The sequence below is a fragment of the Paenibacillus sp. FSL L8-0638 genome (assembly GCF_038593075.1).
Classification (GTDB): domain Bacteria; phylum Bacillota; class Bacilli; order Paenibacillales; family Paenibacillaceae; genus Paenibacillus; species Paenibacillus polymyxa_D.
This window is the reverse complement of sequence record NZ_CP151960.1, coordinates 3,144,158-3,167,187: the sequence shown is the minus strand read 5'-3', so window position 1 is coordinate 3,167,187 and position 23,030 is coordinate 3,144,158. Positions and strand designations below refer to the sequence as shown.

Annotated in this window: 23 protein-coding genes and 1 riboswitch; of the genes, 20 read left to right on the top strand and 3 right to left on the bottom strand. The window is 44.4% G+C overall.

Going from position 1 to position 23,030, the window contains the following annotated elements; translation table 11 throughout:
- The first annotated feature begins 5 nt into the window (after positions 1-5).
- From MKY35_RS13745 to MKY35_RS13660, 18 genes are all read left to right on the top strand, one after another.
- Positions 6-1,064, top strand: coding sequence for an SAM-dependent methyltransferase (locus tag MKY35_RS13745; protein ID WP_342443997.1), 1,059 nt, complete (start codon positions 6-8; stop codon positions 1,062-1,064).
- A 180-nt stretch (positions 1,065-1,244) separates the two neighbouring features.
- Positions 1,245-2,738 carry a serine/threonine-protein kinase gene (locus MKY35_RS13740; protein WP_322252558.1) on the top strand — a complete coding sequence of 498 codons (1,494 nt, stop codon included), beginning with the start codon at positions 1,245-1,247 and terminating at the stop codon, positions 2,736-2,738.
- Between the two features lie 42 nt (positions 2,739-2,780).
- Positions 2,781-3,767 carry an SAF domain-containing protein gene (locus MKY35_RS13735; RefSeq protein WP_029517425.1) on the top strand — a complete coding sequence of 329 codons (987 nt, stop codon included), beginning with the start codon at positions 2,781-2,783 and terminating at the stop codon, positions 3,765-3,767.
- Between the two features lie 22 nt (positions 3,768-3,789).
- Complete coding sequence (locus tag MKY35_RS13730; RefSeq protein WP_342443996.1) at positions 3,790-4,503, top strand: hypothetical protein; 714 nt, start codon at positions 3,790-3,792, stop codon at positions 4,501-4,503.
- Positions 4,500-5,357 carry a hypothetical protein gene (locus MKY35_RS13725; RefSeq protein ID WP_342443995.1) on the top strand — a complete coding sequence of 286 codons (858 nt, stop codon included), beginning with the start codon at positions 4,500-4,502 and terminating at the stop codon, positions 5,355-5,357. Before MKY35_RS13730 ends, MKY35_RS13725 begins: the two co-directional genes overlap by 4 nt.
- Complete coding sequence (locus MKY35_RS13720) at positions 5,358-7,193, top strand: ATPase, T2SS/T4P/T4SS family (RefSeq protein WP_342443994.1); 1,836 nt, start codon at positions 5,358-5,360, stop codon at positions 7,191-7,193.
- On the top strand, positions 7,183-9,267 hold the full coding sequence (locus tag MKY35_RS13715; RefSeq protein ID WP_342443993.1) for a hypothetical protein: 2,085 nt from the start codon (positions 7,183-7,185) through the stop codon (positions 9,265-9,267). Before MKY35_RS13720 ends, MKY35_RS13715 begins: the two co-directional genes overlap by 11 nt.
- A gap of 50 nt (positions 9,268-9,317) precedes the next feature.
- Positions 9,318-9,797 carry a hypothetical protein gene (locus MKY35_RS13710; protein ID WP_023988985.1) on the top strand — a complete coding sequence of 160 codons (480 nt, stop codon included), beginning with the start codon at positions 9,318-9,320 and terminating at the stop codon, positions 9,795-9,797.
- Between the two features lie 40 nt (positions 9,798-9,837).
- Positions 9,838-10,233, top strand: a complete 396-nt coding sequence (locus MKY35_RS13705; RefSeq protein WP_342443992.1) for a hypothetical protein — start codon at positions 9,838-9,840, stop codon at positions 10,231-10,233.
- Position 10,234: 1 nt separating this feature from the next.
- On the top strand, positions 10,235-10,789 hold the full coding sequence (locus tag MKY35_RS13700) for a hypothetical protein (protein ID WP_342443991.1): 555 nt from the start codon (positions 10,235-10,237) through the stop codon (positions 10,787-10,789).
- Positions 10,776-11,765 carry a hypothetical protein gene (locus MKY35_RS13695; protein ID WP_342443990.1) on the top strand — a complete coding sequence of 330 codons (990 nt, stop codon included), beginning with the start codon at positions 10,776-10,778 and terminating at the stop codon, positions 11,763-11,765. The genes MKY35_RS13700 and MKY35_RS13695 overlap by 14 nt, the downstream gene beginning before the upstream one ends.
- Positions 11,766-11,949: 184 nt before the next feature.
- Entirely contained in the window at positions 11,950-13,503 is a 1,554-nt protein-coding gene (locus tag MKY35_RS13690; protein ID WP_029517433.1) for an ABC-F family ATP-binding cassette domain-containing protein, read from the top strand.
- A gap of 94 nt (positions 13,504-13,597) precedes the next feature.
- A riboswitch (TPP riboswitch) is annotated at positions 13,598-13,706 on the top strand.
- Between the two features lie 265 nt (positions 13,707-13,971).
- On the top strand, positions 13,972-14,565 hold the full coding sequence (locus MKY35_RS13685) for a thiamine phosphate synthase (protein WP_342443989.1): 594 nt from the start codon (positions 13,972-13,974) through the stop codon (positions 14,563-14,565).
- A gap of 64 nt (positions 14,566-14,629) precedes the next feature.
- Complete coding sequence (thiO, locus tag MKY35_RS13680; protein ID WP_342443988.1) at positions 14,630-15,778, top strand: glycine oxidase ThiO; 1,149 nt, start codon at positions 14,630-14,632, stop codon at positions 15,776-15,778.
- Complete coding sequence (thiS, locus tag MKY35_RS13675) at positions 15,775-15,978, top strand: sulfur carrier protein ThiS (RefSeq protein WP_342443987.1); 204 nt, start codon at positions 15,775-15,777, stop codon at positions 15,976-15,978. Before thiO ends, thiS begins: the two co-directional genes overlap by 4 nt.
- A 2-nt stretch (positions 15,979-15,980) precedes the next feature.
- On the top strand, positions 15,981-16,748 hold the full coding sequence (locus tag MKY35_RS13670) for a thiazole synthase (protein WP_342443986.1): 768 nt from the start codon (positions 15,981-15,983) through the stop codon (positions 16,746-16,748).
- The gene (locus tag MKY35_RS13665) at positions 16,745-17,806 is read left to right on the top strand and encodes a ThiF family adenylyltransferase (RefSeq protein WP_342443985.1); all 1,062 of its coding nucleotides are present in this window, start codon (positions 16,745-16,747) and stop codon (positions 17,804-17,806) included. Before MKY35_RS13670 ends, MKY35_RS13665 begins: the two co-directional genes overlap by 4 nt.
- A 142-nt stretch (positions 17,807-17,948) precedes the next feature.
- Complete coding sequence (locus MKY35_RS13660; RefSeq protein WP_342443984.1) at positions 17,949-18,641, top strand: response regulator transcription factor; 693 nt, start codon at positions 17,949-17,951, stop codon at positions 18,639-18,641.
- A 66-nt stretch (positions 18,642-18,707) separates the two neighbouring features.
- Here MKY35_RS13660 and MKY35_RS13655 read toward each other — a convergent pair whose 3' ends face one another.
- Both MKY35_RS13655 and MKY35_RS13650 read right to left on the bottom strand, forming a co-directional pair.
- Complete coding sequence (locus MKY35_RS13655) at positions 18,708-19,205, bottom strand: C40 family peptidase (protein WP_039271305.1); 498 nt, start codon at positions 19,203-19,205, stop codon at positions 18,708-18,710.
- 279 nt (positions 19,206-19,484) lie between these two features.
- On the bottom strand, positions 19,485-20,126 hold the full coding sequence (locus MKY35_RS13650; RefSeq protein ID WP_029517441.1) for a thiamine diphosphokinase: 642 nt from the start codon (positions 20,124-20,126) through the stop codon (positions 19,485-19,487).
- A 148-nt stretch (positions 20,127-20,274) separates the two neighbouring features.
- Between MKY35_RS13650 and MKY35_RS13645 the strand changes: the two genes are divergently transcribed.
- Complete coding sequence (locus tag MKY35_RS13645) at positions 20,275-20,739, top strand: low molecular weight protein-tyrosine-phosphatase (RefSeq protein WP_029517442.1); 465 nt, start codon at positions 20,275-20,277, stop codon at positions 20,737-20,739.
- A gap of 144 nt (positions 20,740-20,883) precedes the next feature.
- On the opposite strand, the gene MKY35_RS13640 is transcribed toward MKY35_RS13645, so the two are convergent.
- Complete coding sequence (locus MKY35_RS13640) at positions 20,884-21,618, bottom strand: alpha/beta hydrolase-fold protein (protein WP_342443983.1); 735 nt, start codon at positions 21,616-21,618, stop codon at positions 20,884-20,886.
- 255 nt (positions 21,619-21,873) lie between these two features.
- On the opposite strand from MKY35_RS13640, the gene pdhA reads away from it, so the two are divergent.
- Positions 21,874-22,941, top strand: coding sequence for a pyruvate dehydrogenase (acetyl-transferring) E1 component subunit alpha (gene pdhA, locus MKY35_RS13635; RefSeq protein WP_029517443.1), 1,068 nt, complete (start codon positions 21,874-21,876; stop codon positions 22,939-22,941).
- The last annotated feature ends 89 nt before the right edge of the window (positions 22,942-23,030 follow it).

Genomic DNA, 23,030 nt, shown 5'->3' with positions numbered 1-23,030 from the left:
TATATATGAGTACAGATGAACAAAGTGAATCTACTTTGTCATCATCAAGATTTATTTGTACGGCCAATCACGGTTTTGCACCCTATGCTCAAGAGGAGCTTAGAAGAATATTTGGCTCTGTTAAAAGCACCATGCTTTTACCTGGTGAAATTTTTCTAGCTACATTACCTGCGGAAGAAATTGAGGCAGTGAGGACAATTACAGGTCAGCCGCCGATGTTTTTACGTCACTTATTTCCTGTTCATTTTCAGGAAGAAGGAACGGATCTGGTTCAGGTACAGGAACGTCTGATTGCATTCATCCGTAACCGCAAGGAACTGATGGATCAACGTGTTTCTTTACAAGTGCGCAAAGGATCTAATAGCAGTTGGACTGAAAGCGCAGGTGCACTTAAGCAGGCTTTGAGTGAACAATTAAGTGATCTACCTATGGAGCAAACAGTACAAGGCGCCGATGTTATTGTGTCCGTTTTTGCAGATACAGATACGTGGTATGCAGGTGTATCACGTCCTGAGGACAACCTATCGGATTGGAGCGGAGGTGCGGTTCGTTTTCAGAAAGAAGACGGACAAATTTCCCGTGCCAAATTCAAGCTATTGGAAGCAGAAGTAACGTTCGGCATAGATTTTGGCGCTTTCCGTCAGGGACTGGATATTGGGGCAGCACCGGGTGGATGGACTTCCTTCTTACTGGAGCGGGGACTGAAAGTTACTGCGGTTGATCCGGCAAAGATGGAGCCATCACTGATGAAGTACGCCAATCTGACTTTTTTGTGTAAAAATGCAAGTGAAGTCAAATTTAAAGAGAATTTGTTCGATCTGCTGGTTTGTGATATGAGCTGGAGTCCTAAGCAAATGGCAAGGCTCGTTACTGATTTACTATATAGTTTGCGAAGTGGTGGTACTGCTATCGTTACGGTCAAGCTAATGCATAAAAAGCCCTTGGCGCTCATTCATGATGTAATTGCTTCATTTGAGGAGTCCGGCATGCAGATTCAGCGAGCTAAGCAGCTATTCCATAATCGAGATGAGATTACCCTGTACATGATTAAGTATGGAAAATAACACTTTACAATAGATACAGGTGTGCTATATAATAAATCCAAATTGTTCCTTAAAAATAATAATGATGTTTAAATCAAGGGAAAGCATCCCGCGAAAACGGTTTTCATGGCGACATGGAAATTTGATTTTGCGGTAGCTTTCCCTTTTTTGCGTTGTTTGCTTAAGAAAGGAGGTAGGAGAATAATGAAGCAACCATCACAGTTGGAATTCGGATCAATTGTTGGTGAGCGTTACCGTATTGTGCGCACATTGGGTTCGGGAGGAATGAGCCGCGTGTTCATGGCAGAGGATTTAAAACTGCCAGGCAAGCAATGGGCAGTGAAGGAGTCGGTTGCCGAGCCACAAGTGATGAAGCTTGTACGCACGGAGGCAGAGATGCTAATTTCACTAAGCCATCCACGTTTACCAAGAATTGTTGATTTTTTTGAGCATCCCCCATCTGGTGCGGTATACCTGGTTATGGATTACATCGAAGGAATTACGCTGGAAGCATATATGAAGGGCTACCAAGGCTATATTCCACAGGAGCAAATCGTCCCATTCGCTTTGCAGGTACTGGATGTGTTGGATTATTTGCATACCCGTCAACCACCAGTCATTTACCGGGATCTGAAACCAACGAATATTATGCTGACACCGGAAATGGAATTTATACTGATTGATTTTGGAATAGCGAGGAGCTACAAGGCTGAGCTGGATCAAGATACGGTAAAGCTGGGCACAGTGGGCTTCGCTGCCCCGGAGCAATATGGAGCAGGTCAGACGGATGCTCGTTCAGACTTATACAGTTTGGGAGCGCTGCTATTGTATCTCTGTACAGGAGGCAAATATAGCGAGTGGACTGCGGGAGTAGAAGGATATATACGCGGGGAATTGTCTCGTCATTTGATTCCAGTAATTCGAAAACTGCTGCGTCAGAATCCTGAGGAACGATTTCAATCCGCCGGGGAGGTCATTGGAGAACTGCGTCGCAGTGCTGATTTTCAACCTGCTCAACAAGGAATATCCGTTAATGATGCCTCAATGGATTATGCAGGCACAAGGGTAGTGGCTGTACTGGGTGTATCTGCCGGCTCCGGTGCTACGCATACAGCAATTACGGTGAGCCACTATCTGGCTCGAAGATCCCGCTCCGTAGCTTTGGTTGAGCTGCACAGCACAGCCAAAGCATTTGCCCGACTTCAAGAAGTCGTAGAAGGCACATCCGTTGGACAAATGAGTTCAAGTCGGCGTTTTGAAGTCGATGGAGTACATTACTGGCGACAAACATCGCGTGCGGATGTCATTTCTTTGTTGGGTGGTTCTTACAGATTTATCGTACTGGACCTGGGGAGTGGGCAGGATAATGAACGTCTGGAAGAATTCTTGAGAGCCGATTATCCGCTCGTCGTTGGCTCAGGGGCCGAATGGAGGGTTCAGGATATAGCAGGGCTTGCCCGATCTCTTCAGCGCCACCCACAGCACAAATGGAATTACTGCTTGCCATTGGCAACTTCGGAGGCGGTTCGCAGGCTTCGTAAGGAGCTGGATCACGATAAAGTATTTGCTCTACCGTTCCACTCAGACCCCTTCGAACGGGATGATGAGATGGATCAGGTGCTGGACGAGCTGTTTCGCGGAGTTATTCCAGACACACGGAGAAGACGCTTCGCATTCCTTAAGCGACGGCGCTAAATAGAAAAAGTATATATCAAAAAGAGGCAGGGGAGAAGTTGTGTGTCCAAGCTAAGAAAAAGCAGTAAACAAAAACTGTATGCCGGTTGCATTGGCGCTGGGATTGTTGGCATTATCTTTGCCGGCTACCTTATGGTTAATATCCATCAAATGAATGAGGTCAGGAAACAGGCTGAGGTAGAGGCAGAACTGAAATGGAAAGTGTATGAACAAGAGCAACGAACCGCGAAAAAAGGCTGGGCGGTTGTCCGTGATATTTCTCCAGGTGAACAGATTGCATCTAATGATTTGAAGGGAATTAAAGTTCCCGGTTCTCAGGCTCCATCAAATTTGCTGGCAAATAAAAGTGAAGTTTCCGGAACCACAGCCAAGATTGAGCTTAAAAAAGGATCTGTGCTTACATCGTCTATGATTACTGCTGATGAACCCACACCTAAAGATTTACGCAACCGTGAGCTAAAGGTGGTGGTACTACCCAACAGTCTAAAGTCGGGGGACGAAGTAGATATCCGCATACAATTTCCAACAGGTCAGGATTACATTCTATTATCCAAAAAGAAGATTTCCCGACTGGAAGGTCCAATTGTCTGGGTTACTTTGAATGAGCAGGAAATATTATCGCTTTCGAGCGCGATTGTTGATGCCTATCTGCATAAAGCATCCATTTATGCTCTGACGTATGTCGATCCCCAATTTCAGCCTAAGGCAATCCCGACCTATCCACCTAACGCGCAGGTGTTAGCGTTAATGAATAGTGATCCGAATTTGATACACATTGCTGAACAAAAGCTGTCTAAGCAGCTGCGGGATTCCCTTGAAAATGCAATTAGTTCATCAAACAGTGTAATTTCAACACCCGTGGAAAGAAGTCTGAGTGAGGAAATTGCAGCTCAACATGCGGGTGCTACTATAGAAAACCCAACAAGCGGGATTGATGTTACAAGAAATGAATATGAGAATGAGCAGGACCATCAAGAACAAACAAAGATTCTGACGCAGGGTGGAAGCTCTGACCCGTATGCCAAATAATTGAGAGAAAAGGAACGGAAGTATGAAAACATGGATATTTGCCGGGCTTTGTGACAAAAGCGATACCTTGTTATACATCAGCAGCATATTAGCAGCTTCCGGCCAACGGGTACTGCTTGTAGATGCTACGCTGCGGGGACGGTATCGGTATAGCATAGGGATGCTTGACAAACCACTTCCCATTACGCAGTTTAGTGGTTTTGATGTAGCAATTGGATTTACAGCATGGGAAGACCTGCATATAGGTATGACGGCTGATCAGAAGGCAGAGCAGGTTTATGACATTGTTATTTTAGATGTAGAGTTACTTGATTTTTGTCCAATTTCTGTTTGGAAAAGGGCAGAACTGCGAGTTTGGGTCAGTGATTATAGCCGCATGCTAATGCATAACGGACAGAATTGGCTTCAGCATTTATTCAGTCAATCTGAATTTCCCAAAGATCTTGTATTTCACAAGCTATTTTTACAGGCCGTGGATTGTGGTCTGGAGGAGCCGTATCTGTGGGAATACATGAACCATTTCCCGGCATCTTGGCAGCAAGAGCCATATATACTGCCATGGGATGAGGGGTTGCTTGCTCTGAAACTGGAAAATGAGCATAAAAAACAGCTAATACTAAAACCGCTATCCAGAATATATAAGAAAGAATTATGCCGTTGTATTGGAGAATGGATGAGTTGGGAATTAAAGGTGATTCGTCGTGCGCTAAAGCGTGCGGAAAGGAGTAGAGCATGAGTACCATTTTGTTTTGGAGCCCCATTAAGGGGGCTAGTGGAAGTAGCTCTTTGGCGGCAGCAATAGCAATTACCATAGGCAATCTATATAGAGGAAGACTATTATTGACTCATTTGGGTCGTAGACATACCGGTATTGAATCAGGATTACCTATACAAGAGTATGGTATGGATGATCCAACCCTACAGCTTCAGGAAGGGGGCTGGGATGCTGCCGCACGTTTAGTTCTGCGAGGGACACTGTCTAAAGAAAATATTCGTAATTATACGACACCTGTACTCGAACATACTTTGGATGTACTTGAGGGAACCTCCAGCTTTGGAGCTGCACCGCCGTTACTGTCTCCAGGGCTTGTACGGGCAGTAATAGATACAGCGAACCAATATTATGATTTAACGCTAATTGATGCAGGAAGTGGAGCAGGATGGGGGGCTGTACAGCATGAAGCATGTGCACGAGCCAAACTGGCTGTTCTTTCACTCACTCAGAATATGCGAGAGTTAGACGCTTATTTTGAATCCGTGTCTCCGTTATCTACCTACTCATCGTTACCCTTATTAATAGTACTTGGAAAATATGATGTGCATTCTCAAGTGAATGAAACGAATATTCGCAGGAGATATGGCTACAAAGGTGCTCTGTATACAGTCCCTTATAACACCGGATTTATGGACGCATGGAACCGCAGGGATGTGATCGGCCATGTGCAGCGTGAGGTACGAAGTGGAAAAGGGCAGCCTCGCAAGCTTTTTATGACTGTAGGATGGGCGCAGAGTATACGTCATATCAGCAAAGCTATTCTGGAGGCGGCAGAGTCCGATCTTCGGCTCAAGGCTTTGGAGAGGGGCGCTTAAATGCTGTCCGCTCAAATGATCAACGGATTGATTCTTACCTGTATAGTATTGATGTGCATCGTACTGATTATTGTAAAATATCGAGGGAATTTTCACTCGCGACATTCAACACTTCGGGTAGAAAAAAAGAACGAAGATGCCACATTCGAAACATTAATAGAGTATATCAAAAATGCACTTCATGAACTAAGTCATAGCCAGATGGCGGATGCTGGATTGCATGAAGAGGAATATAGACGGCGTATCCATCAAAGGGCGGAACTACGCAGGGCTTTAAAGGACTGTGCCAATGGTAGCAGTGGAGATAAACGTTTTGTTAAAAATCTGATGGCTGAGCTTCTGATTCACGGTTACGGCTTGAACGAGAAAATCGTCGATACTGTTATGCCATTCTCCAGACCTGAGTTGTTTAGCATACAGGATCAATTCGAAATTATATTTTACCAATACCAGCAGAAGTTTGGCGCTGATGCACTATCACGTTTACTGGATACTTATGACTTGGCCGAAATGAGATATTCACAGCAAGGTGAAGAAGATGGAAGTTATCTCGTTACCGCAGAGGACATTCGTTATATCTATGATTGTGAGTACCGGCCCCTTTCCTTTTTGGAAAAGGTGGATATTATTGTCCAGCGGATTTATCAGCATTACAAAGGCTTTTCCGTCATTGATGATATTCGTGACCAGCGGATCGACGGTGTAAGTGGGGGCGTCAGTGGTATGCCGGAAGGTGGGATTCCTGCATCATCAGACTGGCCTTCGGATGGGTATGTATTTGAACAAACAACTATGCCTACTGCCAATAGTTATGAGAGCGTATGGATTTTTTATAAAGGTAAAACGATCCATCTTTCGTTCCTTTCCTTCGGATCTGAGCGTGAACTTAAAAGGGTGTGCCAAAATATTTACAAATACAATTACCCGGGACAGCTTTCCGAAGCGAATGGTTATAAGGTCAATGAAATGAAGGATGGGTCACGGGTAGTGGTGGTACGACCTCCTTTCTCAGAATCGTGGGCTTTCTTTGTCCGTAAATTTGATATTCAAAGCGCATCGCTGGAACAATTAATTAAGGGACAAAATGCTGATTTTCCAATCCAGCTACTTTCTTATTTAATGAAAGGCAGCCGGATTACTGCTATCACAGGCGCGCAGGGCTCAGGTAAGACGACGTTGTTAATGGCGATGGTCAAGCACATTTATGCTTCGTATACGCTTCGCGTTCAGGAAATGGCTTTTGAACTGCATCTACGCAGCATCTACAGTCGCCGTAATATTCTTAGCTTTCGAGAAACGGATCATATTTCAGGACAACAAGGGCTTGACTTACAGAAAAAAACAGATGGAACCGTCAATATCCTAGGCGAAGTAGCAAGTGATGAAGTAGCTGCTTGGATGATTCAAATGTCGCAGGTTGCCAGTCTGTTCACCATTTTTACTCATCATGCCAAAACATTTCGTGATCTCGTGTTTTCACTTCGTAATTCATTGCTCAAAACAGGAGTATTTCAGCATGAAGGCATTGCTGAGGAACAGGTAGTTCATGTCATTAACTTTGATGTGCATCTCAAACGTGATGCGGAAGGGCGACGCTACATCGAACGGATCACAGAATGTGTGCCGCGTGACCCGGATCATACGGATGCAGGCTCCAATGCTTCATCAAGCTACAGTTATCGCCACGTTATGGAATATCGGAACGGAAGCTATATACCGATGGAGCCCTTAACAGCCAAAAGTGTACAAGAAATGTATGAGCAGATGAATGTAAATGATGCCAGAGATTTCCGCAGTTTTTTGACCCGCTATTGGGAGGAAGACTATGAGTCTTAAAGAAATTTTAGTATGGATTTTACTTATATCAGGTGGGGGCTTTACGCTTCTATATATAGCTTTATGGGGGTTGCGTAAGCGCAGTAGTCATGCAGTTCGCAGAGGACGAATTTATTCTGTGAAGGAAGGTCGCAAGGGAAAAGCGGTACTGCAACGTGAGCTACAAGCCTTACTGCATAAGTTGTACACGCTGTGTATGAAGGTCCCTTTCTTATCCGGATACATCACGAGAATACGTAAGCGACTAGCTGGTCAGCATGCCTACGATGAGTACAAGCTTCGCCTACAGACGATAAAGATGACACTGTTCATCTGGGGAGCTTTAGCTTGCAGTGGTGTTGTGCTGGTCATGATGAAGCCAGGAATAGAGTTTGCTATATTAGCCGTTTTATGCGGGGTGGTAATCAACAGTCTTATTTTGGATATGGCCATTAGCCGGATGGAAAAAAGGCTACTTGCACAGATGATCGAATTATTCGCCAATGTGCGTCACTATTACCATCAGCACGGTATGGTGGAGGAAGCTATATCCGAAGCGGCCGATTTGGCGGAGGCAGAGGCCGGGAGACACGCACGACTCATCCATGAGGCGCTAACAGATGTTGATCCGCACGAAGCATTGGAAAGATACTATGAATCGGCTCCTAATCGATTTTTAAAAGCTTTTGCCGGTATCTCGTATATGGTAATGGAGTTTGGTGATCGGGTTGAGGAGGGCGGCTCCATTTACTTGAAGGGGCTCGGCAGTCTCGCACGCGAAATCCAGTTGGAGTTGCTGCGAAGAAATAAACTGGACTATCTGTTAAAAAGTCTAAACGTGATCGCACTAGCACCAGTTTTCTTTACCACCCCAATCGAGACATGGGCGAGGTCCAGCTTTCCCTCCATGGATGAGTTTTATCGGGGAAAATTGGGTTATATCACAAAATTATCCGTTTATATTGTGATAATCGTATCTTATTTCCTGTTACAGAAGCTACAACAGACCGACGAGACAGGATATCGTGCGGGTAGAGGACGGAGGGTTTGGGAGCAGAAGCTATACCGTTTTCCTATCATTCGTAATGTGGTGGATTCTTTAATTCCGCGACAGCATATGTCTTCTTATTTTCAAATAACCCGCCTATTAAAGGAAAGTGGTGCGGAGATTAGGCTGGAGTGGCTCTACATACGCAGAATGGCTCTTTGTATTATAGGATTGGCGCTCAGTATCAGTACGATATTTTTTTTACATGAAGCTGAGAAAACGCATATCCTTCACGCACCAGTGCAATCGGGTCAAATGTTTGGACGTTTAAGTCCGGTGGAGCAAAAAGAAGCTTTGAAGCAGAGTGAGATTGATCGCAAAATCATGCATTCGCTGAACATGAGGTCAAACAGCACATACGAACAGACGTACGCTGCTTTAGAGCATAATGCTAATGGAACTGCTACTCCTGAACAGTTATCCACAAATACTTGGCGTATCCTCCAAAAGCTAAAAGATTGGAATGATGAATACATCAAGTGGTGGGAAGTGCTGATTAGTTTGATTGTTGGGTACGCAGCCTATCAAATGCCTATGCTTTTATTATATTTGCAACGAAAAATGCGTCGGTTGGATATGAGGCATGAGGTGTATCAATTTCAAACAGTTATTTCCATTTTACGGGTTATGGAACGAATGTCTGTCGAGGAAATATTGGAGTGGCTGAACAGATTTTCAGTTATATTCAAAAGACCTCTGCAAAAATGTTTGCTTCATTATGAACATGGGCCAGAGGCAGCTCTCGACTTGCTAAAAGAAGAAGCGCCTTTGCCGGAATTTCAACGTCTCGTGGATAAGCTTCATTTGTCTTTAGGTAAAATTACGATTCGGGAGGCCTTTGATGATTTGGAATCCCATATGTCCTACTATTTCGAACAAAGAAAACAGGAGTATGAAAAAATAATAGACAGTAAGGCTATCTGGGGAAGGATGATTGGTTTTGCCCCGATGTATGGTCTTATCTTTTTATATTTGGTGATTCCGTTGATCGGCATGAGCTTTGTTCAAATGGATAACTATTATGAACAAATACAAAAAATTCAGTAAGAAAGTTAACCTATGACTAATACAAAATAACAAGCTAGGAGAGAAAAATAATGAATAACGCATCAACAGCTTTAAAGGTAGCCGCTGGGATATTTTTGACCATCGCTCTAATTACGATTGTAGTTATACTATTTATTTCAGCCCAGGAGGCGACTAAAACGGCACAAAATAATTTTGCTGATATTCAGACCGAATTGTCTCAAGCCTCTTTTACGGTATATGACGGCACAACGATTAGCGGTTCCCAGGTGACCAATGCGCTGCGGAAGTTTCAGGGGAAGGACCAATTCGGCATTCAGATTAAAACCGGCAAAAATATGGCAGGCCAGTGGTACGGTAATGCTCTGAACATTAGCCCAGACAGTGAACAGTATGGCGCCGTGAATGGTGGCAGTGATAAGACAGGTAAAATCACGAATACACTTAATGAGAAAGAGAATGAATACGTAAATCCGAGTGGTAAATTTAAAGCTGAAATCGTCAAAGACAAATCGAACGTGGTACGTGGGTTGTTGTTTACCCAGTCCTAAGCACTACAGCAGAGATAATAATCATAAAGGGGATGAGAGTATGTCTGATCACGCTTCAAGTATGCTGCAGCTTGGTGTGTCAGTTATTCTGTTCATAACCGCATGTGTAACGGCAGCAGACTTGTCCAGCCAGCTGGATGGTGCACTGGAATTAAGATCACAGCAAGAGGAGCATTCTGAAGGGCGAATAGCCCGTACTGCTGGGGTGGGGTTGCCGGAGCGGATTAAAGGAACTCAGGTCATACAGGCAATTCGCATGAACTTACAGGAGGGGATTTCGATTCAAGTCGACGGGACAGAGTATGATGTATTTTCTGAACCGTTTGAGCCTGATGTATCGACCCTGGATGCTTCCTCATTATATTCCATGTACCCCCAGCGTAATGGGAATGGGGACATAACATCTGTACGTTTTGAGAAATTGGGGGAAGACTGAAGTGGTTCAAACAATATCGAAGCTGTTGGGGGCGCTGCTCGCTGTATTGCTTTTGTACATCGTACCCGCAGCTCAAGCTGCTGAACGGCAGGATGATATATCCGGGTTAAATACATATCATTCAACTGTACGTTTTGTTGATATGGTAAGAACCAAGGGTTACATTACACCGACGATGTATAACGATTTTATGCGTGATCTGGAATTGACAGGCAATATGTACGAAGTTGACTTGGAACATATGCACAAAAAGTATGTACCGGACTATGCAGATGCCGCGAAGCCAGACAGTTTTCTGGGCAATTATGAAACTGTATATGATGGGTACTATAATTCGCAAATTTTTCCTGTACTGTTTCCTGACAATCAGCAGCCAAAATCAGATCAGACGCGTCGATATACCTTGATGGCCGGGGATTATTTTACGGTCCGGGTACATAATACGAATCGGACTCCTGCGGACTTGTACAAATCATGGCTTCTTGGTGGGGCAGATAGCGGCAAGCCGGCAGTTACAGCTTCTTACGGGGGCATGGTTCTGAATGAAGATTACTGATTTTGCGGTCATATTTATACTTTTGTTTTTGCCCTTTGGTGTAGTTAGTGACTTACGGGTGCAGAATCAGCGTGAAGTGCAGCAGCTAGAAATGAAATATACGTCGGCTCTCCGTACCGCAGTTCAGGATGCAGGGGTTGTGCTCTCACAGAATGAACGTCAGGAACGCGAGGCCGGATACGGATCGGATAAGTTTTTTCGGGTAGATAAAGAAGCAGCGCTGAACACGTTCCTGCACACCCTTTTTCTTAATGTAGGCATTGATGGGGATTTAGTAGCACAACGTGCATTATTGGATTACATACCGGCCATTGTAATTCTGGATTATGACGGTTATTATGCGTTCACCTCAGAAGCCTATACAGATGAGCATGGACAAGCTGCTATTGGCCACAAATGGAGCGAAAAAAAGCCATATGCCTATGTTGATTCAGTAGGCAACAGTGTGGGGTTCACCTTGGATAATTATGTGCACGCATACGATGCTCGGAATCACAGGTGGGTAGAGGGCTTTCAAAAGGAACTTCAGGATCAGACCGCTATATCTTTGCTGAATAATTCAGAAACTTTTGAGCAAATACGTCGTTCCACCATTGTTCGCAGCGTTCAAGAGGACTTGGCGCGAATTATTAATGTCCATAACGAAAAAGCAGCGCGTAACGGCATAACTTATTCGTTCACGCTACCGATCATTCCGCAAGAGGAGTGGTACAACACGGTAGATGATGTGGGGCTTATCGCGTTTATACAAGGCATTCCGGTCGGAGACAGGTATTACAATAACTATGGATTTGGTGGTGGGAGAGTCGTTAGAAAGCAAGACATTATCGGTGGCATAGAACCAGATACTGGAATAAAGTATTTTTATAGAGATTCATGTCCAGCTCCCTTTAAAGCGAGTGAACGTTTCACGGATGAAAAATCTGCAGCAGCTGCGGGTTACTTTGAGTACAAATGTTATAATGGCTTAAAATAATCACCCTCATGGGTGGTTTTTCTTTTTTTAGGCAGATCCATACCAAAAAACCTTAAAATTCACTGTTTTCAATATTCCGATATGGTTGCAGAATGTGCTACAATAAAGCTTTGAGAGAAACGAAATGCATATGAAATAAGAACAGTCGGCAACGCCGATGACAATAAGGAGCCAAAAACAGCTTATGAGTTTATTGACTGTAGAAAATGTATCCCACAACTTTGGGGACCGCGCATTATTTAAAAATGTTTCCTTTCGATTGCTTGCGGGGGAACGTGTAGGTTTGGTAGGAGCTAACGGTGTTGGTAAATCGACACTCATGAACATTCTCACTGGAAAATTGCTTAAGGATGAGGGTAAAGTGGAATGGACTCCACGTGTGCGTTACGGCTATCTGGATCAGCATACCAAGCTGACACCGGGCAAAACGGTACGTGATGTATTGAAGGATGCTTTTCTTCCTTTGTTGGAATTGGAAAAGGAAATGATGCAGATTACTGACAAAATGGGGGATGCTTCTCCTGATGAGTTGGAAGTGTTGCTGGAACAGATGGGTGAAATTCAGGAGCAACTGGATATGGGGGATTTTTACCTCATTGATGTAAAGGTTGAAGAGATGGCGAATGGACTAGGTCTGTCGGCCATAGGACTGGATCGGGATGTATCCGCACTTAGCGGCGGGCAACGGACAAAAGTTCTTCTTGCTAAGTTGCTGTTGGAAAAGCCGAACGTCCTGTTGCTGGATGAACCTACCAACTATTTGGATGTAGAGCATATTGAATGGCTTACGCGCTATTTGAAGGATTATCCTTATGCTTTTATTCTTATTTCACATGATACTGAATTTATGAACCAGGTCGTTAATGTTATTTACCATCTTGAATTTGCCAAGATGACCCGTTATTCAGCTAATTATGAAAAGTTTCTCGAAATGGCGGATCTGAACAAAGCCCAACATATTGATGCTTATGAGAAGCAACAGGATTTTATTAAGAAACAGGAAGATTTTATTCAGCGTAATAAAGCGCGTGCCTCTACATCAGGCCGAGCAAAGAGCCGTGAAAAGCAGCTTGATCGGATCGAACGTATTGATAAGCCTGAAGAAGCCGCAAAACCAACCTTTCAATTCAAAGAGGCACGTGCAAGCGGAAAGACGGTATTTGAGGGTATTGATTTTGAGATTGGTTATACACATGCCCTTTTGCCTAAAATGTCCATGACGATTGAACGTGGCGAAAAGATTGCAATTGTCGGCTACAATGGTGTCGGTAAATCGACATTGCTCAAAACCATATTGGGAAAAATTCCGCCAATCAGTGGAAAAACCTATCAAGGTGATTTTTTGCAGCCCGCTTATTTTGAGCAGGAAGTAAAGGCCGAGAAAATTACACCGATTGACGATGTGTGGAATGAATTTCCGCATTTGAACCAGCATGAAGTACGAGCGCATTTGGCGCGTTGCGGTTTGAAAAATGAGCATATCACGCGTCCGCTATCTGCGCTCAGTGGTGGAGAACAGGCTAAAGTCCGTCTTTGCAAACTGTTAATGCGTGAAAGCAACTGGGTACTGTTCGATGAGCCTACCAACCACTTGGATGTTAAAGCAAAGGATGAGCTGAAACGTGCCTTGAAGGAATACAAAGGGACCGTATTGCTTGTATCTCACGAACCGGACTTTTACGAGGATTGGGTAACCAAAACGTGGAATGTGGAAGAGTGGTCAAGTAAAGTTAACTAAAATCAGCTAAATCCAGTTCCAGCAAATTTCACACGAAGTGGGGTTTGCAGAATTAGAAAAATATGCTAAGCTATCTTTAGCTTATACAATAAAATAGTCACACTAGGGGAGCCGCCCATGCGGCTGAGACGGAATAAATGGATTTCGGACCCTTTGCACCTGATCTGGGTTATGCCAGCGTAGGGAAGTGAGCGCCGTACAAACAAGGCAACACCTTCTTTATTTTTGTTTGTGCGTGGGACGATACACGTATACGGATATCATGGTCCGTTCGATTATTGGACGTTCGTTAAACCACTTCCTTGGGGAAGTGGTTTTTTTGCGTTTCGTTCATTTTAAGTAGTTCGAGCTTCCGTAGACGATTCACATATAATCCCCTTTCATTCCTGCTGGTAGACGTGGCTGGCTAAGCTTAGATCCTTTAGTCCAATGTGAGGTGAAGACAAAATCGAATTACACGCAATTTCGATGGAAAAGGGCACTTTTGCACAAGCCGCCCAAGTGGCTGCTGTGATTTGTCCGTATGTTCATTATGTACACGCACGTTTAAAACAGAATGGTGCCTCTGCATTGCTTTCTTTGACTCGCAGCCTGGTGGAGCAGGAAGTTCCTTTGCAACAAATTGTAGTAAATGATCGTGTGGATGTAGCTTTACTTACTTTGGTCGGAGCCGTTCAATTACCAGCTAATGGATTACCTGTTGTGGATGTGAAAAGCCTACTTCCAAAGGGTACACGCTGTGGAGTGTCTGTACATTCCGTGGAGGAGATGCAAATTGCTGAGCGGGCAGGAGCGGACTATGTACTTTATGGTCACGTATATGAGACCCATTGTAAGCCCGGTATTGTACCGCGGGGTTTAGCTCAGCTTGAACATATTTGCAGGTTGTCGAACATTCCGGTGATTGCGTTAGGCGGCATACAACCGCATCATATCCCGGAGCTTTATAGGGCCGGAGCAAGCGGAATTGCAGTGATGTCTGGTATATGGGAGGCTGAGTCGCCCGTTGCAGCTGCAATGGAGTATAGGCGAATGGCAGACCTTGTAGTTCACAGCCTGTAGCGAGAAAACGAGAGTAGAGGCAAGCTGAAAGCAGAAGGGTTTATGGAGAGGAGATACGGAACAAATGCTAAAGATACACACAGAGGAAAGAGTGATAGGACACGCTGAATGCTTGGTCATAGGTGGAGGTGTCATCGGCAGTTCCATTGCTTATCATGTGGCCAAAGAGGGAAGAAGTACGATTATGCTGGAACGATTGATCCCGGGTGAGGGAGCCTCAGGAGCAGCGGTTGGAATGCTGGCAGCGGAAAGTGAAGAGTTCACCGACTCTGAGCTATCACGATTTGCTCGCATAAGTCGAGATGCATTCCCTGAGCTTGTCTGTGATCTAGAGCGTTTGTCAGGTATTTCGGTGGAATTCCGTACTGAAGGGTTTGTGACCCCTTTCCGTACGGAGACTGAAGGCCAAAAACGCTGGAAAGCTGCAAAAACGCGAGAGGGTGATTGTCCTATCTGGTGGGATGCGAAAGAATTGGCCCGACGAATTCCAGGTTTGGATGAACAAGCGATCGGGGCAATATATCGTTCAAAGGAGACACAAGTGGCTCCTGTCCAGCTTTGCCGTGCTTATGCAGGTGCTGCTGCGGTGCTGGGAGCAACGGTATGGTCTGGTACACAGGCAGAGCAACTGGTCATACAGGATGGTCGAATTTGCGGTGTCCGCACAGATAGTGGTTTTTTTTCCTGCGATCAGGTCATTATTGCCGGAGGCTTGGATAGCATGAAATTGCTAGCGCAGGTTGGGTTTGAATATCCACTTTATCCGGTCAAGGGCGAAGCGGTAGCGGTCTCCTTGAAGGATCACCCGTTAGAATACACCATTTACGCTGATGATATTTACCTAGTGCCTAAACAGAATAACGAGCTTTGGATTGGGGCAACGAGCCTTCCGCATCAATATGACGAAGAGGTGACCGTAGGAGGCTTGGAAGGGTTGCTGGCACGTGCCTCTGCCTGGCTGCCGCGCGTCCGTGAAGCTTCTTTTAAACGCGCTTGGGCGGGCTTACGTCCGCAGGCTGTATCAGGTCATCCTTTTATAGGCATTGTTCCTGGGGTCGAGGGCGTATATGCTGCAGTCGGGCATTATCGCAACGGTGTCCTGCTGAGTGATGCTACCGGGCGTGCGATGGCAGCTATGCTTAATGGGGCTTGTGCAGCAGAACTTGGGATAAGTAGTTTTTCTTCTGAGCTCCTCAAGGAGAAAAGCTTATGAAGCTGACGATTAACGGCCAGAGCCTGACCTTTTCTAATCGAATCACTCATGTGGATCAATTGCTATATGAGCTTGATGTAAAGGTGAAAACCGTAGTGGTGGAGCTGAATCGGCATATATTGACCCGTGAAGATCATGATGAAGCGGTACTGAAAGATGGAGATTGCCTAGAGATCGTACATTTTGTGGGAGGCGGTTGATTATGTTAACCATTGGAAAAGCATCTTTTACCTCGAGGTTGTTGTTGGGAACAGGAAAATTCTCTGATCTGGATATCCAATCCCAAGCCGTAGAGGCTGCTGAGACGGAAATATTGACGTTTGCTGTACGGAGATTGAACTTGGAGGAACGGGACAAGCAGCATTTTCTCGATATGCTGGATTTGACCCGGTATACACTTCTTCCCAATACAGCTGGGGCTACAACAGCAGAGGAGGCGATTCGTATTGCCAAATTGGCAAAAGCCTCCGGCCTGTGCGATATGATTAAGGTGGAAGTCATTGGGGATAGCAAGACACTGCTGCCGGACCCATTTGAAACGTTGAAAGCTAGTGAAAAGCTGTTAGAAGAAGGCTTTATCGTGCTGCCCTACATATCGGACGATGTGATTCTAGCAAAGAGGCTACAAGAGCTTGGAGTACATGCCGTTATGCCTGGAGCTTCACCGATTGGTACAGGACATGGTTTGCTTAATCCGTTTTCATTAGGTCTAATTATTGAACAGGCGGAGGTTCCGGTTATTGTCGATGCGGGTATTCGCTCACCCGGTGACGCGGCCATGGCGATGCAGTTAGGGGCAGATGCTGTTTTGTTGAATACAGCCGTATCAGGAGCGAAGGACCCGGTAAAAATGGCCGAGGCCATGAAACTGGCTGTTCGTGCTGGAAGATATGGTTTTGAGGCGGGGATGATTCCTGTAAAACGTTACGCTTCAGCAAGCAGTCCGATAGAAGGTATGGTTCAGGCATGAAGGTAACTGACAAATCCGGTGCAGGAGGAACACATTCAAGTGACCGTTATTCCAGACAGGAAAGATTCGCGCCCTTTGGACCGACAGGACAACGTCGGCTTGCTTCTTCCCACGTACTAATCATAGGTGCCGGAGCGTTAGGTACAGGTATTGCGGAAACGCTCGTTCGCGGGGGTGTAGGTACAGTGAGCCTCGTAGACCGGGATTATGTGGAATGGAGCAATTTGCAGCGCCAGCAGCTTTTTCAGGAAAGTGATGCTGCGCAAAGATATCCCAAAGTAGTAGCTGCTCAGCGAAGATTAAAGGATATTAATTCGGAAACGGTTATACATGCACATGTACTGGATGTTGGGGTGGAAGAGCTGGAAGAGTTGATCCAAGGGGTAGATCTCTTGATGGATGCAACCGATAATTTCGATACCCGACTTCTTATGAACGACATGGCACTCAAGCATCGGATACCTTGGATTTATGGGGGGTGTGTAGGCAGCTATGGTGTAACCTACACCATTTTACCGGGTCAAACGCCTTGTCTTCACTGTCTGCTGGGAACTATACCGTTTGGTGGGGAAACCTGTGATACCGCCGGGATTATTCCGCAGGCTGTACAGATGGTCACGGCTAACCAAACTACGGAAGCTTTCAAACTTCTTGGCGGATATCTGGAAGATTTGAGAGGAAAGTTACTTTCGTTTGATTTGTGGAAAAATGAGTACGTAGCGATAGCAGTAGATAGCGTTAAAAAGGAGAACTGTCCTTCTTGCGGCAGTCAACCGACGTATCCCTATTTGTCGGCCTCTCATCGGCAGAAAACAGATGTTTTGTGCGGTAGGGATACCGTTCAAATTAGACCAGCAAACCCGACACATCTGAATCTTGCAGAAACAGCAGATAGATTTGCTTCTTTGGGAGAAGGAAAAGTAGAGCGGAATCCGTTTTTGGTTTCCTTTAGTACAAGCGAGCATCGGTTGGTTGTTTTTGCAGATGGCAGAGCGTTGATTCATGGGACAAAGGACGTGGCAAAAGCAAGAAGTCTGTATCATCGCTATTTGGGTTAAACCATAAAAGCAGAAAGCCATTCTTTGGAGAATGATTTTCTGCTTTTTTGTTACAATAATATTATTATGCTTTAATGGCTTATAACACAAACTTGTTCGTATCCAATATGTAATGCTATGTCCAAACCAGGTGGGTGAAAAGGTGAGCCCGTTAATTTTGCTTGTGGATGTAAATGAAGCGTCTCCCGTAATTGTTCGTCCATTGGAGCAGGAAGGTTATCAGGTGGTTCATGTTAGCAATACGACGGATGCAAGCTCTTATGTAGCCCATAATCCTGTGGATTTGCTGCTGCTCAATATAGAAGATGAACAGACGGTTTCGCAAGGCTTGCTTCGCATATTGCAGCAATACCATCCTCATGTCCCGCTATTAGCAATGACTTCATCAGATGAGGAGGACCATATTGTTTCCTGTTTTGAACAAGGAGCACATGATGTGATCGTTCTGCCCTTTTATCCTAGAGTTTTTCAGGCTAGAGTGGCTAATTTATTGCGGATTTTTGGTATTGAACGTGATGTAAAAAGGGCAATCGAGGCGGGTGATTTACATATAGACAATGCAAGCAGATTGGTGAGCAGAGGGGGACAAAAGCTGGAATTAACTCCGAAGGAATTTGATCTTTTACTTCATCTGGCGATACATCTTAACCAAGTTTGTAGCAGGCAGAAAATTCTGAAGGATGTTTGGAAACATGATTATATCGTTGATACGAACGTTGTAGATGTCTATATCAGACATTTGAGGGTTAAAGTAGATAAGGGGTATAAGTTTAAAATGATCCGTACGGAACGAGGTATTGGTTATTCACTCAGAACACCAACCGTATCAGAATAGTATTAGGTATATAAAAAAAGCCGGAACTTTTCGTCCCGGCTCGCATATTTCAAAATGAGTTTCATACTACAGCACGCGGCGTGCTTTAATGTATGTTCTTTTCCAGTTGCCAGAGTTCAAATTGGAGATGGTCACGCCAGGTCCGCCGTAAGTGTGCAAAATTTTACCCCCGCCCATATAGACTGCTACGTGGGTAATGTTGCGTCCTGTAGCACGACTACCGCTTGAAAAGAAAACTAAGTCGCCTTTTTTCAAATTGGACTTGGATACGGCATGTCCAACTTTAGACTGTTGAACAGAAGTACGCGGCAAATTTACTCCGTATTTCTTGAATATGTGCTTCATGAAAGAAGAACAATCAAAATTACGTGTAGTGCTTGTGGAAGCTCCAAACTTATAAGGAGTTCCCATATATTTTTCACCGTAGTTAATCACTTTTTGGCCTACCGAAGTCGTAGTGGCGGCTTGTGCCGTATTTGTTCCCTCAATTGCAAATGTGCCAAAGCCGATCGTGGCTGCGACCCCTGCTATAATTACCTTTTTTATGATTTTCTGCATATTCATGTTGTAAATACCTCCAAAAATTGATTTGTGCAATATTTTGCTGAGTTGCTAACTAACTGACAGCGTTGAGTATAACAGTTTTGAAGCCGCCTAATAGTTGGAAAAGAACTCTCAAATGCTTGAGGGACAAGACTTACACAGCGATTATTAAAAAACGATTAAAAATTACAATTTGTAAAAAATATATCGATTCATTGATCTCTATAAACGGAAAAACCCTTGTTCATCAAGGGTTTTGAGTGAAAAACAATTTATATAATGGTTACAACAATGTCATAATTAATCCTTGCTTTGAATAACGAGTAGTAGACCGCTTTTGATGGAAATCGTACCTTTTGAAGCCGTTAGCTTATTACTGACAGCACGTGATTGTCCCATTTTGAGGGTGGCATTATGTAACGGATACATAAATCCTTCTAGTTGTATGCCAGTTACTTCGGCGGTCATAGGAAGCAGCGATGTATATGTATAGCCCATAGGTTGGATTTCAAGCGTTGATCCGGTGAGCTCAATATAATTATGTGCGTCCATAATAGCGCAGCTAATATGATGCTGCATTGCACGTACCAATATTTGAACATTAGCCAATGTGTGGTCCATCCGGGTGCCAGTCACACCAAGCATCAGTACTTGATCTGCCTGTTCGTCCATAGCGATTTCTAAAGCAAGCTCAGTATCTGTTAAGTCTTTAAGTACTGGATCGCACGCAATCATACGTTGGCTTGCTGATTCTACCTTTTCTTTTTCCTCTGGTGTGATTGAATCAAAATCTCCTACAGAGATATGTGGTGTAATACCGTGCTCGATCAGGAAAAGAGCACCTTTATCTGCTCCTATAATAAAATCATCGGGTTGTATTTGATGTAAATCTTCTTCATTAAGACGACCACCTGAAAATACAATCGCTCGTTTTTTTGTCATAATCAACATCCTTTCTTTCTGATACGATCCTATATATACCATCGTTTTTAAGTATACCGCGTTAAATATGGCTTGCACAATTTTGGAGGACATGGCTACAATGAAACAGAAAAAAGGAAGTGTAACGTGTAATAGGAAGGAGAACGAAATGATTAACGTTTTGTTTGTGTGTTTGGGCAATATTTGCCGCTCTCCGATGGGGGAGGCAATACTGAGACATAAAGCGCAGGAACGGGGATTGGGTGCAGAAATCGGGGTGGACTCGGCCGGGACAGGCGACTGGCACATCGGAAATCCTCCGCATGAGGGAACACTAAAGCAACTTAAACTGCATGGAATCAGCGAACAAGGCATACAGGCGCGGCAAATAACGGGCCGTGATTTTGACGCGTTTGATTATATTGTGTGCATGGATGACTCTAATGAACGAAACATGCGAAAGATTGCAGGTGGAGCGGAGGCAGATATTCTAAAATTTATGGATTTGCTCCCTCAAGAAAAATTAAGAGAAGTACCCGACCCATATTTTACAGGGAATTTTGAAGAGACCTATCGATTAATGGACGCAGGTTGCGACGCCTTGCTGGACAAGATCGTAGAAGAAAAGCTATAATGTGAACGACAGATGACGGCAATCATTGCCGTTTTTCGTTATACATTTTTGAAAGCGCAACCAAATCATGAAAAAGAAGAAGGAGCTTTATGACCTAGTAGGTCAAATGCTCCATTCCCTTTAGTTACCTGGGAGAATTTTTACTCAGGCGCGATCCAAAAAATACATTAGCGCGTCAGGCAACTCGTTTTGCCAAAAGCCCCACAAATGTTTGCCATCCTTTTCACGGTAAGAAACTTCAGCGTTCCGTTCGCGCAGCAAATCTGTGCATTGACGGTTAAGCTCTACAAAGTTGTAAATGCCAGTATCACTCTCAAATGCATCTTCCTGAAGGCCAACCGTCATCCACACCCGCAAATGAGACAGATCTTTCTCACGGGCGATGATTTCCTGCGAAGCTTCATAGTAAGCACCTGAGAGGCTGATAATGCGGTTGAACAACTGAGGATACATCAAAGCCAAATGCAGAGACACACTGCCTCCCAGTGAATCCCCCGCCAAAATACGGGACGCTGCATCTTTTCTTATAGGATACTTTTGCTCTACATAGGGAATAATCTCTTCTGCAAAACAGGCGGTATATGCCTCAAAACGATTGCCAAAGGGAGCATACTCCTGCGTTCGAATTTTTGTATTCACTTCCACACCTACAATAATGAAGGGTTCGACGCCCTCATCTAGAATGAGGCGGTTGGCATGAGTTGCAATGCGGCCAAAATTGAAAAATTCTTCTCCGTCCTGACAGTACACGACCGGGTAGCTCAATATTTCATTATAGCCGGGCGGCAAATAAATCCGGAGAGTTCTGGTCTCGCCAAGAAAGCGGCTGTCTACTTCGTCTTTAAGGATGGTTCGTTTTAAATACCGAGAATCCGTCATTTTTCGTCACCTTTCTTGGGTATTATTTTGCATTCGGGATCACAATAAGTTAAGATTACCCTGATTGCAATAGATGTTTAAAATTTCAATCATGTACTAAGCTGTTACAGTAAAAAACATACCCTGTTACACACACAAAAATGTGACAAACTCAAAAAAAATAACTAAATCTTTGACGCGAGCGATATAACAGGTGTATAATAATCCTATAACAGCGGAACTTGATATTCAAATTTTTTTGTTGAGGTGAAGAAAATGAGCAAGGTTCCTTATGAAGTTTACACAGAGGAAGTTGAGGCGCTGTCCGTACTTTCTCCGGATGGTGAAATTATCAATAAAGATATGTTGCCTAAACTTACAGATGATCAATTGAAAGAAATTATGTATCGAATGGTATTTACACGTACTTGGGATGACCGTGCCGTTAACTTAGGCCGTCAAGGGCGTCTCGGTTTCTATGCTCCGGTATCCGGACAAGAAGCAACCATGGTTGGTAGCGAATATGCGCTCCAAAAAGAAGACTTTATTGCTCCAGGCTACCGCGATATTCCGCAAATCGTTTGGCATGGCCTGCCATTATACCAAGCTTTCTTGTATTCCCGTGGTCATCAACACGGCGGCCAAGTGCCGGACGGTGTTAATGTACTGATGCCGCAAATCATCATTGGCGCGCAAATTTTGCATGCTATGGGTATTGCTATGGGTTACAAGCTGAAAAAACAAAAACAAGTCGCCATTACATATACAGGTGACGGCGGTTCTTCCGAAGGTGATTTCTACGAAGGCCTGAACTATGCTGGTGTATACAAGTTGCCAGTTATTTTCTTTGTGCAAAACAATGGTTACGCGATCACGACTCCATTCTCAAAACAAACGGCTGCTCTTTCGATCGCTCATAAAGCAGTAGCTGCTGGTATTAAAGGCGTGAAAATTGACGGCATGGACGTGCTTGCAGTTATTAAAGCCGTTCAAGAAGCTGCAGAGCGTGGACGTAATGGTGAAGGTGCTACTTTGATTGAAGCCGTAACGTACCGTTTCCGTCCGCATTCCCTTTCTGATGATGCAACAAAATATCGTTCTAAAGAAGAAGAAGGCGAATGGAATGCGAAAGATCCAATTGCCCGCTTTGCGAAATACCTTGAGAAAAAAGGCCTTTGGACTGAAGAAGATACAGCTCGCGTAAAAGAAGAAGCTAAGGCAAAAGTGAACGAAGAGATCAAAAAAGCCGAGAAAACAGAGAAAATGACAATTCCTGGCCTGATCGATAGCATGTTCGAAACAACGCCTAAGCACTTGGAAGAACAAAAAGCTGATTTTAAATAATTGAACTTGAAAGAGACCGGGCGGTAACCCGATCCGGTCTGCTTTTCGATTGACCTGAACTGAAATTGATCTGTCAATGTTTAAGGAGG